Consider the following 15,263-nt stretch of genomic DNA (forward strand, 5'->3'; position numbering starts at 1 on the left):
ATCCTGTTTTCGAAATTCACTTCATGAATTATCCTTGCCATGCCATTGAAGGAGAATGTATGTCGCCAAAAACCATCTTTGCCAGTGTCGCGCTGGTTATTGCGTTAGGATCTTTAGAAAAAAGTATCGTGACCACTCCGTTACCCATTATTGGTGACGAGCTGGGAGCCGGTCAGGCTTTGACCTGGGTTGTCACCGCTTACCTGCTTGCTGCCACGGCAGTCTTACCGGTATACGGTAAGCTGAGTGATATTTTTGGGCGGGTGAAAATGCTCAACGCCAGCATTGTCTTGTTTGTGCTGGGTTCGGTTGCGTGTGCGTTGGCACAGGATCTGCCGACCCTGATAGCCGCCCGTGTCCTGCAAGGAATTGGCGGCGGTGGACTGATCGCTCTGGCGTTTACGGTGATTGCCGACTCTATCCCTGCACGCGAAGTGGGTAAATATCAGGGGTATATCTCTGCGGTTTACGCGGTGTCCAGCATTGCTGGACCATTGCTCGGCGGCTACTTTGCTGAACACCTGAGCTGGCGTTGGGTGTTCTGGATCAATATTCCACTCGGTGGACTGGCGCTATGGATGATTAATACCAACCTGAAGCATCTGAATCAGGGGCGAGAAAGTCAGTTCGATTGGCTGGGCGCCGGTCTGCTGATGATCGCAACAACTCTGCTATTGCTGTTACTGTCTCCGGAAGCGGCTATCAGTAAGGTATTCCTGGCATTTGCGCTGACAATCAACCTGATTGCTCTGGTGCTGGTGGAACGCAAGGTTTCTGATCCAATTTTGCCTGCGAGGCTGACCCGTCTGCCGGGTTATATGATCAGTGTCTCTCTTATTATGTGCTCGCAGCTGCTGATGTTTGCGGTGCTGGTGTATTTACCGCTGCAAATGCAGTGGCAGCAAGGGATGACGGCCTCAACAGCCGGTTTGATTATGGTGGTGTTTATGATGAGCATCACGGCTGGGGCGTATTTTGGCGGTAAACGTATTGCTAAAACTGGGGTGTATAAATCACTCGTTGTCCTTGGTTTTGCCATGGCCAGTGTGGCGCTGGGCTTGCTGTATTTCGGCATGCTGACGAAGGTTGCCCTGGCGCTGGGTGGCTTGGGATTGGGGTTGACCTTACCGGCATTGGGCGTTGTGGTACAGAACGTACTGCCGGCATCAGATCGTGGTATTGGATTGTCCATGTTCGGTTACAGCCGAGAATTGGGTGGTGCGATTGGCGTGGCACTCTGCGGCGCGTTGTTCCACATGAAAGTACCGGTGCTTGTCGGTGAAGGCGCCGGACACGGGTTGTCACATTTTGATCCTCAGGTTCTGGGCGAAGGATTTACCCTGACTTATGCGGGAATGGCCGTGGTTTCCGTCATTGCGCTGCTAGCCACCATCGCTTGCCTGAAAGCGCAATCGCTGGCAGAACACGTCACTCATGATCAAACGCTTGAGTCCGGACATGAGCAAGGAAACCTGCCAGCCGGAAATCACATACCCGATAGAAAAGACACCGCAGAAACTGAAGCAACAGGAGCGGCTGGTGATACAGGGAAAGGCAACGATGGCACGGAATAGTTGTGTTGGGTAACTTCTCAGGGGCCGTCTCGGGGCTAGACGTTCGGAAGATGAAAGATAGGCTCTGAAACAGAGCCTTGAAGCAATGATTCCGAATTATGACACCCGAAACTATGGCATGAAGTTTTAGAGCATTTTACTGGTAAAAAAACGTATTGGGTTCACGGCCAGCAGATAGCCGCAGAGGCCCGGATTTCATTAGCATTACGGCTAGGAGTGGGGCAGAATAACGCCCCGTGATTCACGAATACAGCAGGAGAATTAGGTGAAAGAGGTGCATCATGGCTTGGTTTGAATGGCCATTGATTCTGTCCAGTGTGTTAGCCGGTGTGGCTATTGGCGCATTTTTGATAAATGGAGCTGTTATCTTATCCGGCAAACTGTGTTTTGGTCAGTCTGATCGCTTACACCGTACGATGCCGGTATTGTGGCTGATGATTTTTCTGTCGATGTTTTTCAGAGAAACCACACTGATTCTTGCCGCGGCAGAAACGGCTTACCAGCCAAGTCTTGCCGCTATTCTGGTGTTTACGTTTTTTGCGCTGGCCCTGATTTATTGGTTTGCCGAAAAGGCACTTTGGGGCAGTGATGGATTGCGCCGTAGCCTGTTGGTTCTGGTCATGCTGGTGGGGGCGGGGATTTTTCTTCTGGCCTTCCAGGGACACGGATTTGTGATGCAGAATGATTCACGACTGGCGGTGGGTTACTTTCTGGCCGTGGTCTTGTGTGGTGGCACGCTACTGGCTCACACTATGTTGATAAGAGCAGAGCACAAAGTCGAGCCTCTGAACCGGATATTGCCTTATGTCGGGCTGGCTATCGCGGTGGTTGGTTTGCTCGCCGCACTTCCGCAACTCACTATTCTTGCTGAGGAATTGGAGTTGATGGGTGAGGTGATGCCATTTGTCACCCAATTACTGAGTGTGGGATTACTTCTTGGCGCTCTGGGCGTCTGGTTTATGCCTGCCCTGACACGCAGTAAACCGGTTGCCGGAGTCATGACATTTGCGTTGGGGCTCAATGCGGTAGCGGCGTATTTGGTTGGGACTGGTATCTAGGCAATGCTCATTCTATAAGCCACATCAAATAGCCTGGCTTACAGATAACAAATCTCAGAGAGAATAAAGCCGCGATAGTCGCGGCTTTGTCGTTCTAAGATTCTCAATATTTTCAGGGACTACTTGATGATGTTCAGAATCTGTTTGAATCGCTCTCCCTGGGCGACTTCCTGCAACTCGAAGAGCACCATTTCGGTACAGGTGAGAACAGCACCAGCCTGCTGTAATTTGGTCAGGGCAAGCTCGCGGTTTTCACCGTTCCGGGACGAAACTGCGTCGCGCACGATTTCAACGTGGTAACCGGCATCAAGTAACTGGCGCACTGTCTGATAAACGCAAATGTGCGCTTCAATACCCATCACCAGAACATTTTTACAGCCTGTGTCTTTAAGGGCTTTAACAAACTGTTCGTCACGATAGCAACTGAAGCTGTTTTTCGCGATAGGTTGCAGCTCGTGCAGATGATCTGAAATCTGAGGAATGGTCGGCCCCAGTTTATCCGGCAGCTGTTCAACCCAGATGATCGGCAATTCCAGAATTTTGGCGCCTTTCACCATGGTTTCCAGGCTATGAAATAATGCATCCTTGTTGTCCATGATTTGCGCGAGTTTCCCCTGGACATCGACAATGACCAGAGCTGTATCGTTTACAGTAAGCATGGTTGTATCCTTTCAGTATTAGAGTAAGAGTCTCAGTAACATCTGTTTTCGTTATTGGTCACTGATAATCATAATACAAAAATCGATACTTCGAGATATCAGGCGCACTTAATATGTTTTATATCAGTGTGTTAATCCCTTAATTTGAAACCGGCATATTCAATGCCAGCCAGTCTTGCCATGTCGTGATGCCAGGTCGCCAGGTCTTCTTTATTGAATTGATTCAGGTGATGGTGGCCGCAGGCGCGTGCCATGACTTGCATCAGCTCCACTGAGGCAGTCAGAAAATTGGCAAGCTGGCGGGAGGCTTTGTCTGGATTGAGCTTTTGCCGCAGATCCGCTTTCTGAGTCGCAATACCGGCCGGGCAATTGTTAGTGTTGCAGATGCGTGCAGCCACGCACCCGATGGATTGCATCGCACTGTTGGCGATGGCGATACCATCAGCTCCCAGCGCCAGGGCTTTGATGAAATCCGCCGGGGTTCTCAGTCCGCCGGTGATAATCAGGGTGACGCTGTCACTTGCTCCTTGTTTGTCGAGGAAATAACGTGCTCTGGCAAGTGCCGGAATGGTCGGTACGCTGATGTGGTCTCTGAACAGCTGAGGCGCGGCGCCGGTGCCGCCACCGCGCCCATCCAGAATGATATAGTCTGCGCCAGCCTCCAATGCAAAACCGATGTCACGCTCAATATGGTTCGCACTGAGTTTGAAGCCAATTGGGATGCCCCCGGTAATCACCCTGACATTGTCCGCAAAGGCTGCAAAGTCCCGCGGTGTTCTCAAGTCTCTAAATGTCGGTGGGGAAATGGCGTCTGTTCCTTCTTCGAGGCAACGGGTTTTCGCAATTTTGCCGACATTCTTCGCTGCTGGCAGATGGCCTCCCGTGCCGGTTTTGGCCCCTTGGCCTCCTTTAAAATGAAATGCCTGTACCTTTTTCAGTAAACCTTCGTGGTAGCCGAATTTCGCGCTGGCTAATTCGTAAAAATAACGGGAGTTGGCTTGTTGTTCTTCTGCCAGCATACCGCCTTCCCCCGAGCAGATACCGGTACCGGCCAGCTCAGCCCCCATTGCCAGGGAAATTTTGGCTTCTTCTGACAACGCGCCGAAGCTCATGTCTGACACCAGTATGGGAATATCCAGTACCAGCGGCTTTTTGGCTTTAGGGCCGATCACAAGCTCAGTCCCCACCTTGGCTTCTTCCTGCAAAGGTTTGGTCGCAAGTTGTGCTGTCATGATCTGAATATCATTCCAATCGGGTAAGTCATAACGGGGGACTCCCATCGCGGTAATCGGTCCGTGGTGTCCCATTTTACTCAGTCCCTCTCTCGCCAGTTGATGAATAAAGGCGACGGTGGGTTCTTCTTTGGTTGGCTGGGCAACGGGCATGTCTTCGCCTGCTGATGCCGAGGTGCTGAGGTTTTCTCTGCCCGGACCCTCTTTACCCACGTCTTCGGCATTAAAACGTTGATGGGTGCCGTCGCAGAATGGGGCGTGACCGGTGTGCTTACAGGCACAAAGGTACTCTTCGCCGTCTTTCTCTGCCTTAAAAGCCAGTGGTGTCAGACCTGTGCCCTTATGGGAACCATCGCAAAACGGTTGGTTTGCCGAACGTCCGCAAACACAGAAGTGATATTCTTTCCCTTTTTCCAGCTGTACTTTCACTGGACGGTTATTGGCAATCACAGGCTTAGACATAAGGATCTCCTTCCCGGTACGCAATCAGAAAAGCACGTCAATTTCAGATTTATACAGCTGTAAAGTATGGAAGAGGAAAACGAGGTTTGCTGTCGCATTCGCAGGCAGAGCAGGGCTGCTTTGCTATATTTTTCACTGAGATTGCATGTTTTACCGCCGCTTTTTAATGCTTTGTAACGCCCTGAGGCTTTACAGGAACATCATTTCACGAAACAATGCGACCGTTTATTTTTGGAAAAATACTGTAAAAGATTATGGCTGAGAAAAAAGCAAGTCCTCTTAATGATTTGATTTTCAATGTTATTGTGCCTTCAGTGGTACTGATGAAACTGAGTGGTGATGAATACCTGGGATCAGTTGGTGCGCTGCTGGTTGCGCTTGCCTTCCCGGTGTTGTTCGGTGGCTACGAATTGATTAAATACAAGAAATTCAATTTCATTTCTCTGCTCGGTTTTGTGAGTGTGCTAATGACCGGCGGAATTGGCTTGCTGGAGTTGGATGCTAAATGGCTGGCAGTCAAAGAGGCACTGATTCCTGGTTTGATTGGTCTTGGGGTCTTTATCTCAACGTTCACTAAGTATCCGGTGGTTAGCAAAATGCTGATCAATGACACTGTACTGAATATGGCGTTGATTAACGAAAAGTTACAAGAATTCAATAAGAAAGCTGATTTTGACCGTAGCCTGGTTTTTGCCAATTATCTGTTTGCTGGCACGTTCGTATTTTCATCAGTGATGAACTATGTGTTGGCGAAAGTGATTGTAACCAGCCCGTCAGGATCTCAGGCGTTCAATGAAGAATTGGGGCGTTTGACGTTGGTCAGCTACCCAATGATTGCGATTCCTTCGATGGTGATGATGATGGGTATTTTCTACTACATGTGGCGTCAAATTCGTCAGATGACACAGCTGGAAACCGCTCAAATCCTTAAAACCGAGAAGTAAGCTCAAGCGGAACAGGACACACAGCAGTGATGTAAATGTAGTGGTATAGAGACAGAGCTCAGCCAATACATTGAGCATTTTTGCAAAGCGCTATCGATAAGACAACAAAAAGCCCGCATTTGCGGGCTTTTTGTTTGGCTGAGGAATCATCAATTCCCTAACCAGGAGATGTGGCTTACTTAAATTCCGCTTTACGCATCCGGTTAAGCACTGCCATAACCTCAATCACGCGAGGTTTAGCAATATCACCGTAGTTAGGCATTGTACGGAACCAGTTGTCGTCTGCCAGCATGGTTTCAAACGCTTTGCTCGGGTTTTTCTCCCAGCCTTTGTTTTGTGCAATCTGGAACCACAGCCAGCCAACCGCATGCAACTGGCTGGAATCTGCGACTTGCTCAAGTGCCTGCAAATCAACGTACTCGCGGCCAAAGCGCAGGGACGATTTGTCTTTCACCTGAATACGGAACTTACCATCTTCAAGCAGGGCTTTCATCGCCACACGATTCAGCTGACGGGTACGCGGGCGTGTGATCTCGCTGCTGCCTTCAAGTTGACGACGGGTAGGATGCTCGGCAATCACGGCTTTGGCTTTTTCTGTGACATCCAGAGCTTGATAGTTGTGCATCTGAATCACGGTATCGGCAACGTCCAGGTAGTCGCCCGAACCGCCCATAACCAGCAGAACAGAAATACCTAGCTGATCACGCAGCAGAGAAATGCGATCGACCAGTGGAGTAATCGGTTCATCATTTTTCGCAATCAGGGCTTGCATGCGCTCGTCACGAATCATGAAGTTCGACGCAGAAGTATCTTCATCGATCAGCAGGGCATTGGCACCCGATTCAATGGATTCCTGCAGCCAGGCCGCCTGAGACGTTGAGCCGGAAGCATTCTGGGTCGAGAACATGCTGGTATCTTTACCCATAGGCAGATTACTGATGTATGGGGTTAGGTCAACCTGATGCACACAACGGCCGTCTTCTGCGCGGATCTTCGTAGCCGATTCATCCGTGACAATATATTCGCGGCCATCACCAGGAATATGGTCGTACACTGAGCTCTCAATCGCGTTCAGCAGCGTTGATTTACCGTGAAAACCGCCACCAACAATCATGGTAATGCCTTTTGGCACACCCATGCCCCGAATTTTACCACGGTGAGGGGCAACCAGCTCTACCGCCAGACTTTCCGGGCTGACAAACGGAATAGCATCAGGCATCGGCAGTTCACTGTTACCGGCCAGACGCGGCAGAATGCTGTCATCAGCAACGAAAGCCATCAGCCCTTTATCAGAAAGCTGTTTACGCAGCGCAACCTGATCTTCAACGGTTTCACAATGACGTTTCAGCGCTTCCATTGGCAGTTCTCGGGCAATGGTGGCGCGACGGATAATTTTCGGTAGTGTAAACGTCAGCAGATTGAGGGTTTTCTTTGCAATAATGGTGCGACCGTCAGATGGCAGATCAACGCGAAAACGCAGTTCAAGTGCATCATCGTCAAAGACAACGGCTGTGCGGTCAATAATGCACTGTCCCGGGCGATCAATCTGAATTTCGTTGATCTGTTGGGCCAGTTCTGCAAACTGACGGGCAATGAAATCACGGGCAGCCCGTTGGTAATCAGGAGACTGTTCTTTGAGCCATTCCAGATCGGTCAGCGACCATTTGCGGCGAGCGCGAACTCGTGAAGCCGGGGCATAGGGATCTGCCTGAGTAATATCGATGAAGAAATCGAAGTCAACGAAATGGTATTCTCCGCGTAGGCTGGAGTAGCTGCGGTAATTGTGACGGTCAATTTTATGTAGTTTTGCTTCGAGTAATTGCATGTCGACTCGATACCTTCGTTTTAAATTCCGGGGGCAGGATTCTACACCAAACCTTTTTGAGACGCATATAATCTTTAGGTTTTCAGTGCTTATTCTTTAAAACTGGCACTCAGGTGTCCTACCATCGTCTAATTGAAGCCCTTTTGATGGTGTCATTTAATGAAACAGACATTATCAAAGGAGTATGGTCATGTTACCTGTAGCGATGAGTGTAGCTGAATACCTGTTTGTTCTGACAGGTATTGGCATGTTAATGACCGGCATTGTGCAATATGGCCGCCGTACCAGTGACTGGGGCGGGATTGTGAAAATGTTTTATAAGCGCATTGGGATGACGGTCAGTGAGTACAAATGGTATCGCCTGGGTATCGGCGTACTGATGTTGGGTATCGTGATTCGGATTCTGAATTTGACCCTGTGGCCGATGTAAGCCTGCTTCATCGGTACAAGTGAGATGAAACAGGCTTGTTGCCGTTCTTGTCGCATTAGCTTCCGGTGATCATCGTTCAGGGTGATAACCACCGGAACTGTTGCGCCTGGTTACATCAGGTAAGTTTTATCAGGTCATTAGATGAGTTGCGAGTTACTTGTCGCCACTTATGTGCAACTAGTTACGTGGTTTCGGCAACTGAACCGTTGCCCGTAATCCGCCTAGCGGGCTTTTATCCAGCCCGAGGCGACCCCGATAAGTATGGGTCAGTTCTGCAACAATACTGAGCCCCAGTCCGGTACCCGGTGTGGTTTCATCCAGCCTCACTCCGCGCTTCATGGCGTCCTGACAGGCTTGCGCATCAATACCGGGCCCATCATCGTCAATAACGATGGTCACCGTGTCTCTGTCGCTCTCAGTCGTTTTTGTGCCTGGGGTCGGAGGCAACTGGTGAACGCGAATCAGGCTGGTTGCCCATTTGTAGCTGTTTTCGATCAGGTTACCCAGAATTTCATCCAAATCCCGTTTCTCTACCGCTACCATTAAATCACTGTCCAGCTCATTAACCAGGATAAGATCTCTTTCTACATACACTTTATCCATCGCCATTGAAATGGCATCCACTCGCAAAGACGGAGCGGTTTTGGCGGCGAGAATATTGGCTGCACCAGCCATACGGGCACGGCCCAGATGGTAATCAATGTGTTGCTGAAGTTGGGCCAGTGTTGGCTGCAAACGCGCTTTTTCTTCTGGCGGCAGCTTTCCGACTTCATTGTGAAGCACGGCTATAGGGGTTTTCAGGGCATGAGACAAATTACCGGCATGGTTTCTGGCGCGTTCCAGCACTTCCTGATAGTGGAAGAGCAGGGCATTTAAATCATCAACAACCGGGCGGATTTCCGCCGGGTAGCGACCGCTGAGCTCTGAAGCTTCACCATCACGAACTTGTTTGAGCTTCTGCTGCAGACGACGCAGCGGTAGCAGCGACCAGCTGACCTGAAACCAGATCAAGATCAGAATCCCGATGACCATCACCGTCAGAATCATCCACAGCCCGTTAGTCAGCTGTTTCAGGGTGTGAAGTAACGGTTCCTGGTTCGCGGCAATGACTACATCGACCGGCTCCTCTTTTTCCGGCAAGAAGAACTGACGTTTTACGACCAGCAAAGACTGCTGATTAGGGCCGGTGTAGCCATTTTCTTCGTCTCCTTGAATACGGGTATCCCATAGCGAGCGTGATCGTAATTCGAGCCCGTTGATGCTCAGGCTCCAGTAAAGGCCACTGTAAGGCTGCTGAAAACGAGGATTAGAAAGCCGCTTGGGCGGAATGACATTACGGGTGCTGTCGACATCCACCATCGCTGTCAGTTCATCCATATAGAGATAGAGTTGCTCTTTCTCTTGGTCGACGAGATAGCTTTTGATGAAAGTCGGCACCACATAACTTGCCGCAGCAGTAATGCCCAACAGCCATACCGCCGCTGCCAGCAGCAGTCGGCTGCGTAGACTCGGCAGAGGGCTGGATGCAGGATTAATCTGCATTGATTCGGTATCCGAGGCCACGAACGGTTTTGATCACATCGCCGCCAATCTTACGTCGGATACGCCCGATAAAAACCTCAATGGTATTGGAGTCTCGATCGAAATCCTGTTTGTAGATATGTTCAACCAGCTCGGTACGGGAAATCACTTTGTCAGCGTTGTGCATCATGTACGACAACACTTTAAATTCGAGGGCAGTCAGTGAAATATCTTCACCATTGTGAGTGACTTTGGAACTACGTGTATCGAGGCTTAAACCACCCACCTGAATCACCGGTGAGGCATTGCCGGTTGAACGTCGGAGCTGAGCACGTAAACGGGCGATAAGTTCAACCATTTGAAAGGGCTTGGTCAGATAATCATCGGCCCCGGCATTTAGCCCTTCCACTCGCTGGGTCAACTCGTTACGGGCACTCAGAATAATCACCGGACAGGAGACGTGTTCTTCACGAATGCCTTTTAACACGGTCAGACCGTCCAGTTTTGGCAACCCCAAATCGAGCACTATGGCATCCCATGGCTCTGATGTGGCACGGTATAACGCGTCAATCCCGTCACTGGATAATTCCGCAACCCAGCCACTTTGTTCAAGTCCGGCGACAATTTGATCCCCAAGGGCTAGTTCGTCTTCTACCACCAGTACTTTCATTCGGAATCCTTGATAATGTGTTCTAAACCACGGCCTTTTATTTCGGTTAGGGTGAGAGTTTTGGCTTCGTACTCGACTTTAACGACATTATTTTTCGGATCGAGTAGCTTGAGCTCATAAACCCAGACACCGTCGTCTTCTTCCAGCTCTACTTTGATGATTCTGCCATTGAGCTGACGTTTTACTTTGGCCTGAAGCTCGGAATAAGGACGAATTAAGCCCTGCTCAACGGCAAGCATGACATCCGTTTGGCGTTCATCAACTTCCAGCGGGACATCATCGACACAGAATGCGGCCGGACTGATGACAGAAAGTGATGCAGCCAGAATCAGTGAGTGTAATAAAAGGCGTTTACTATTCATGAGTTTGAGTGTAACGAAACCTTGATGAATCTGGAATGAATATCATCATGAAATTTAGTGGGTTTTGATTAAAAAAGTACTATTCACAAGTCGCATATAATATAGTGCTCACACTTAAAACCTCTTTTTTATTAACAATTTACAAACAATTAAGGGATGCGATGCAGTTATCATTAAAAGCAAAGCTTTTGCTGTCGAGCTTTGCCGCCATTTCTATTACGGCTGTCGCCCTTGGAAGCTTTTCGTACCTGTCGGCAAAAGATCAGGTCTGGCAGTCGATCAAAAGTGAAAGTAAACATACGGCTATAGCGGTGACCAAGGGGATTGATGATTGGCTTTATGGGAAGCAAGCTGCAGTTTCAGCTGTGGTTAAAGTTCTGGAACGACAGGACAATCCGGATGTTGTTGCCCACTTGAAGCAGTCGCTGGACTCCGGTGAATTCGGGCTAAGCTACTACGGCAGTCGTGAGGGGCAAATGTTCCGTCATGATCCGAGCCTGAACACGGCGGGTTATGACCCTCGTACGCGCGGTTGGTATAAGCAGGCGCAGTCTGCGGGCAAAGCCATCATCACTGCACCTTATATCAGCCACACAATGCAGACACTGGTCGTGACGCTGGCTGAGCCAGTCAATAAGCTTGGTCAGATGCAAGGTGTTGTCGGGGCAAACCTGGCATTGGGTAAGCTGACACAGGATGTTCTGAATATTCCAGTACCGGGCGACGGTTATGCCATGCTGTTAGATCTGAATAATCAGATTGTAGTGGCACACCCGAACGGTCAGTTGCAGCTAAAGCCGTTGTCTGAGCTGGGTTTGTCTGCAGGCATACTTCAAAATGCGATGCGAGAAGGTGGTTTCTTCTTCAGTAACTTTGATGGCCGAGAGCGAGCCGTTGCGGTGAACACGGTTGAGGCCTCTGGCTGGGCTCTGGTTCTGGTCATGGATAAAGCAGTACTGGAAGCGCCGCTGCAGCAAATGCTGATTGATGAAATTATCATTGGTTTGATTGTGATGCTGGGTGTAGGTGGTGTTGTCAGCTGGATGCTGACCCGTCAGTTACGCGAGCTGAACAATGTGTCGATGGCACTGGCAGATATTGCCAACGGTGAAGGGGATCTGACGGTACGCATTGATGTCAACAGCGAGGATGAAGTGGGCAAGCTGGCATCAAACTTTAATCAGTTTGTGGCACGTCAGCATGTGATGGCTTGTCAGCTGCGCGATATTACCAGTGAGCTGAACCGAAATGCGGCAGAAGCGGCCGCAGCGGCGACACAACGCAGCGAAAATATCCGTCAGCAGCAGGATGAAATCACCATGGTGGCGACGGCGGTGACGGAAATGGCCAGTGCAACGCAGGAAATTGCCGGCAATGCTGAGCACACCGCAAAGACGGCTGAACAGGCAGTGACCCTGGCGGGAGAAGGCCATCAGCAGGTCAGCCAAAGTCAGTCCTCTATTGGTAATCTGGCCAGCGAAGTAAACAGCGCCGTTGGCATTATTGAAGTGCTGAATGAGCATGCCCAGAAGATCAGCACGATTCTGTCGACTATCCGTGCTATTGCTGAGCAAACAAATCTACTGGCTTTGAATGCGGCCATTGAAGCTGCTCGTGCCGGTGAGCAAGGTCGTGGTTTTGCGGTTGTGGCTGACGAAGTGCGCGTATTGTCCCAGCGTACTCATACCTCAACGGAAGAAATCCAGTCGATGATTGAGACCTTGCAGTCAACCACTCGTCAGGCGGTTACTGTTATGAGTGACAGCCATCAGTTGGCAGAAACCAGCGTACAGGATGTGGATGCCGCAGGTGTCAGCATCAGCAGCATCACGCGTGAAATAAACCTGATAAGTGATATGGCGACACAAATTGCGTCTGCTGCCGAAGAGCAGTCAAGTGTGACGGCTGAAATCAGCCGAAATACAGAAGGCGTGCAGGAAGTGGCTAACCAAATGGCTCAGGAAGCGCTGGAAGCCGCGAAACAGGCTGAGAACCTGAAAGCCCTGGCAGACCAGCTTGAGCTTGAGGTAAGACGCTACAAACTGTAGTTCGAGTCAAGCTGTAATTCGAGTATCTGTTTAATACATCAGCAAACGCCCTGTATGGAGTCATTCATGCAGGGCGTTTTTATTTTTGGCGCGTTTTTTTCAGTTTGAACGGTGTTTATCACCTTGAACCCCGCGTATCTCCTGCGCATAGATGAGAGACTATTAATAAGGGTTTTAGATGTGGTTAAAAAACGGTGGTTAAAAAAATATGGTTTAAAAATTGTGGTTTAAAAATCTGCGCATTAACGGCCAGGCTGAGTTAAATGTCCGGACTTTCACGAAGACGAATAAAACGGGCAAAGCGTGGGATGCCACGGTCGGTATAGCCGTTAAATCTGAATTGAACAGTACTGCCTATGGGCGGTGGGTTAGCACGTTCAAGGTCAGAGAATCCACTTCCAATTTTGAATCGGATATTGTCTGAGGTTTGTACCCAGATTGCTCCCATCTTTCCCGTGTATTTTCCTTTACCCGGCTCGTATCCCACAATAATGGCTTCGCTGTCTTGGTGCGTCTTTAGCTTGATAAGTCCGTTACTGATACCATTCTGATAGGCGTTGTTTTTGTGATGAAGCATGACCCCTTCACCGCCGTCGGTATCAATATGCTTTAACAGCGTTTCAAGTTGCACATAGCGTTCAAGCCTGCGTTGCTCAATGACACGAATAAAGGGTTCATCAATGTGCTGCGATAAACTAGAAAGCGCCTCTAAACGTGTTTTGAAGGGGCCTGCGACAGAAGGTGCATCAAACAGCATAAAGTTGACAGCCTGCCATTGCTGAGCATTAGGAACTTTATCCCTGATAATGGTTGCCAGTGTCTGAAATTGGCCACGACCAATCCATAATTCACCTTCAATGATGGTCTGTCGGGGTAACGAACGGGTGAACCAGTCAGGGGCATAAATAGGGTTTCCCTGCCGCGTTTTCAGCTGAACGCCATCCCAAATCGCACGAATGCCATCCAGCTTTTCACTTACAAAATAATCATTGAGTGATAAGGATCCCTCGGTAACGGTGCCAGAGCTATCTCTAGCGATAGGATGAGGTACTGCATTTTGGGCAGTGATAATTGCATGCAGTGTTTCAAGGCTGACAGGGCTTGATCGCATGACAGTGAATGGGGATTGTAAAGGCTCTGGAGCAACTGAATCTGGATTGAGTTGCAAAGATTGGGATGAAGCACAAACCCCGAAAGGGCTGATACTTAGGCCGATCAGTGCGGCCAGCATGGCAAGGCGAGAAGGCTGAATCACGGGTTGGCTCATAATGTTACCTGCGTTCATGGAAACGGGATCTTTACCCTAATACCTGTGGTATGTGATGAAGACAGGTTCTGGCCGCCTGATACACGTAATTTCGGGAGACCTATCACCAGTTATGCAATGGATGGAGCATTTACACTGAAATTGCGGGTAGACTGACGGCTCAAAAGCGGTGAGAAAGTTGCCTGTACAGAGCCGCTTAAGTTAATAAACTGATTACTTAAATCAATTTACAGGCGACTGAAGTCCGGCAACAGGGAGAGTTGAGTCCATGGCTGAAGAATTGGCACAAATGGGGGCATCAAGTGTTAAGAAAATTTATTGGCAGGGGAATTGGGCGATTCAAAAGACAGACGCCTCACTGCTGGAAATGATCTTTTACCGCGATGTTGCACCTGAGTTGCAGCCTCTCGGCGTGCAAACACCGAACTTACTGGCATGTGATGTCAGTACCCGCCGGTTAGTAATTGAATATCTACCCACTAAAGTGCAATTAACTGATGCATCACTCATGCAGGCATTGGCTCACCTTGCGGCGTTACATGAGGTGAAAGGGATTATGAGTCGTCCACCCATGTTTACCTGCACCTGGACGTTGTTCGCCACTGAACAGGCACTTGATGCTCTCAGACTTGATCATCACACGGCACGGGTTATGGTGGAATTACAAAGTCAGTCGGATTATTTGTTTGAACCGCTGCACTTTTTGTCCGGTGACAGCAATGAAGGCAATTGGGGGAGAAATAAGGCAGGGCAACTCTGCCAGTTCGACTGGGAGCGATTTACAGTGGGGCATCCAGCCATAGATTTGGCACCAATGATTCCCGGCATGGGAAGCCGTGATAACTACGAAGCAATGGCAGACATGTACTTAGCCCATCGTCATTGTTCCTCGGGCACCGTCCCATCACGGGCTGAATTGATTCGTCATATTGCACTGGCAAAAGCCTGGCTCATTGTTGAAGTCGTCACCATCCTAAAGCAAAGGAAGCACCCTGCTATCGGAAAATATCTCGACTGGTATCGCCAGGTCTTACCCGATTGGCTACAGCACTCCCATAAACTCTGCAACCTGAGTGTTCTGTGAAAGTGGAGCGTGTGCTGTGATCCAGGGACGTACGAAATATGAAGATGCCAGATGCCAGATGCCAGATGCTAGGCGACAGGTGCAATGAGCTATTTGCAGGTGCTTTGCGAATGACAAATGCCTGATA

Annotated in this window: 12 protein-coding genes and 1 pseudogene; 6 read left to right on the forward strand and 7 right to left on the reverse strand. The window is 49.6% G+C overall.

Annotation, left to right across the window (positions count from 1 at the left end; all coding sequences use genetic code 11):
- Positions 1-14 precede the first annotated feature (14 nt).
- Together PGW97_RS19275 and PGW97_RS19280 are read left to right on the forward strand one after the other, a co-directional pair.
- A pseudogene (locus PGW97_RS19275) lies at positions 15-1,427 on the forward strand (MDR family MFS transporter); the annotation flags it as partial.
- Between the two features lie 428 nt (positions 1,428-1,855).
- Positions 1,856-2,632, forward strand: coding sequence for a DmsC/YnfH family molybdoenzyme membrane anchor subunit (locus PGW97_RS19280; protein ID WP_217392924.1), 777 nt, complete (start codon positions 1,856-1,858; stop codon positions 2,630-2,632).
- A gap of 119 nt (positions 2,633-2,751) precedes the next feature.
- Here the strand turns inward: PGW97_RS19280 and PGW97_RS19285 are convergent, their stop codons facing one another.
- Complete coding sequence (locus tag PGW97_RS19285; protein ID WP_217392925.1) at positions 2,752-3,291, reverse strand: hydrolase; 540 nt, start codon at positions 3,289-3,291, stop codon at positions 2,752-2,754.
- A 131-nt stretch (positions 3,292-3,422) separates the two neighbouring features.
- The gene (locus PGW97_RS19290) at positions 3,423-4,985 is read right to left on the reverse strand and encodes a glutamate synthase-related protein (RefSeq protein ID WP_207104079.1); all 1,563 of its coding nucleotides are present in this window, start codon (positions 4,983-4,985) and stop codon (positions 3,423-3,425) included.
- A gap of 254 nt (positions 4,986-5,239) precedes the next feature.
- Here PGW97_RS19290 and PGW97_RS19295 point away from each other — a divergent pair, with 254 nt between their 5' ends.
- Positions 5,240-5,929, forward strand: a complete 690-nt coding sequence (locus PGW97_RS19295) for a VC0807 family protein (protein WP_047884465.1) — start codon at positions 5,240-5,242, stop codon at positions 5,927-5,929.
- Positions 5,930-6,104: 175 nt separating this feature from the next.
- Here PGW97_RS19295 and PGW97_RS19300 read toward each other — a convergent pair whose 3' ends face one another.
- A complete protein-coding gene (locus PGW97_RS19300) occupies positions 6,105-7,754 on the reverse strand; it encodes an ABC-ATPase domain-containing protein (protein ID WP_047884464.1) in 1,650 nt (549 codons plus the stop codon).
- A 190-nt stretch (positions 7,755-7,944) separates the two neighbouring features.
- Here PGW97_RS19300 and PGW97_RS19305 point away from each other — a divergent pair, with 190 nt between their 5' ends.
- Positions 7,945-8,184, forward strand: coding sequence for a hypothetical protein (locus tag PGW97_RS19305; protein ID WP_242551962.1), 240 nt, complete (start codon positions 7,945-7,947; stop codon positions 8,182-8,184).
- Between the two features lie 177 nt (positions 8,185-8,361).
- On the opposite strand, the gene PGW97_RS19310 is transcribed toward PGW97_RS19305, so the two are convergent.
- Genes PGW97_RS19310 through PGW97_RS19320 form a run of 3 tightly spaced genes read right to left on the reverse strand, consistent with a single transcriptional unit; the run spans position 8,362 to position 10,737 of the window.
- Positions 8,362-9,726: an ATP-binding protein gene (locus PGW97_RS19310; protein WP_273860475.1), complete on the reverse strand. Its 1,365-nt coding sequence runs from the start codon at positions 9,724-9,726 to the stop codon at positions 8,362-8,364.
- Positions 9,716-10,375, reverse strand: coding sequence for a response regulator transcription factor (locus PGW97_RS19315; protein WP_047884461.1), 660 nt, complete (start codon positions 10,373-10,375; stop codon positions 9,716-9,718). The genes PGW97_RS19310 and PGW97_RS19315 overlap by 11 nt, the downstream gene beginning before the upstream one ends.
- Entirely contained in the window at positions 10,372-10,737 is a 366-nt protein-coding gene (locus PGW97_RS19320) for a PepSY domain-containing protein (protein WP_217392930.1), read from the reverse strand. Before PGW97_RS19320 ends, PGW97_RS19315 begins: the two co-directional genes overlap by 4 nt.
- A gap of 161 nt (positions 10,738-10,898) precedes the next feature.
- Between PGW97_RS19320 and PGW97_RS19325 the strand changes: the two genes are divergently transcribed.
- On the forward strand, positions 10,899-12,785 hold the full coding sequence (locus PGW97_RS19325; protein WP_047884459.1) for a methyl-accepting chemotaxis protein: 1,887 nt from the start codon (positions 10,899-10,901) through the stop codon (positions 12,783-12,785).
- A gap of 259 nt (positions 12,786-13,044) precedes the next feature.
- Here PGW97_RS19325 and PGW97_RS19330 read toward each other — a convergent pair whose 3' ends face one another.
- Positions 13,045-14,052 (reverse strand): DNA ligase, encoded by a 1,008-nt coding sequence (locus tag PGW97_RS19330; protein ID WP_273860476.1) that lies wholly within the window; start codon positions 14,050-14,052, stop codon positions 13,045-13,047.
- Positions 14,053-14,320: 268 nt separating this feature from the next.
- Between PGW97_RS19330 and PGW97_RS19335 the strand changes: the two genes are divergently transcribed.
- Positions 14,321-15,136, forward strand: a complete 816-nt coding sequence (locus PGW97_RS19335; protein WP_273860477.1) for a phosphotransferase family protein — start codon at positions 14,321-14,323, stop codon at positions 15,134-15,136.
- Positions 15,137-15,263: the final 127 nt, after the last annotated feature.

Origin of the sequence: Photobacterium sp. GSS17 (assembly GCF_028621875.1) — a bacterium.
Taxonomy (GTDB): Bacteria; Pseudomonadota; Gammaproteobacteria; order Enterobacterales; family Vibrionaceae; genus Photobacterium; species Photobacterium ganghwense.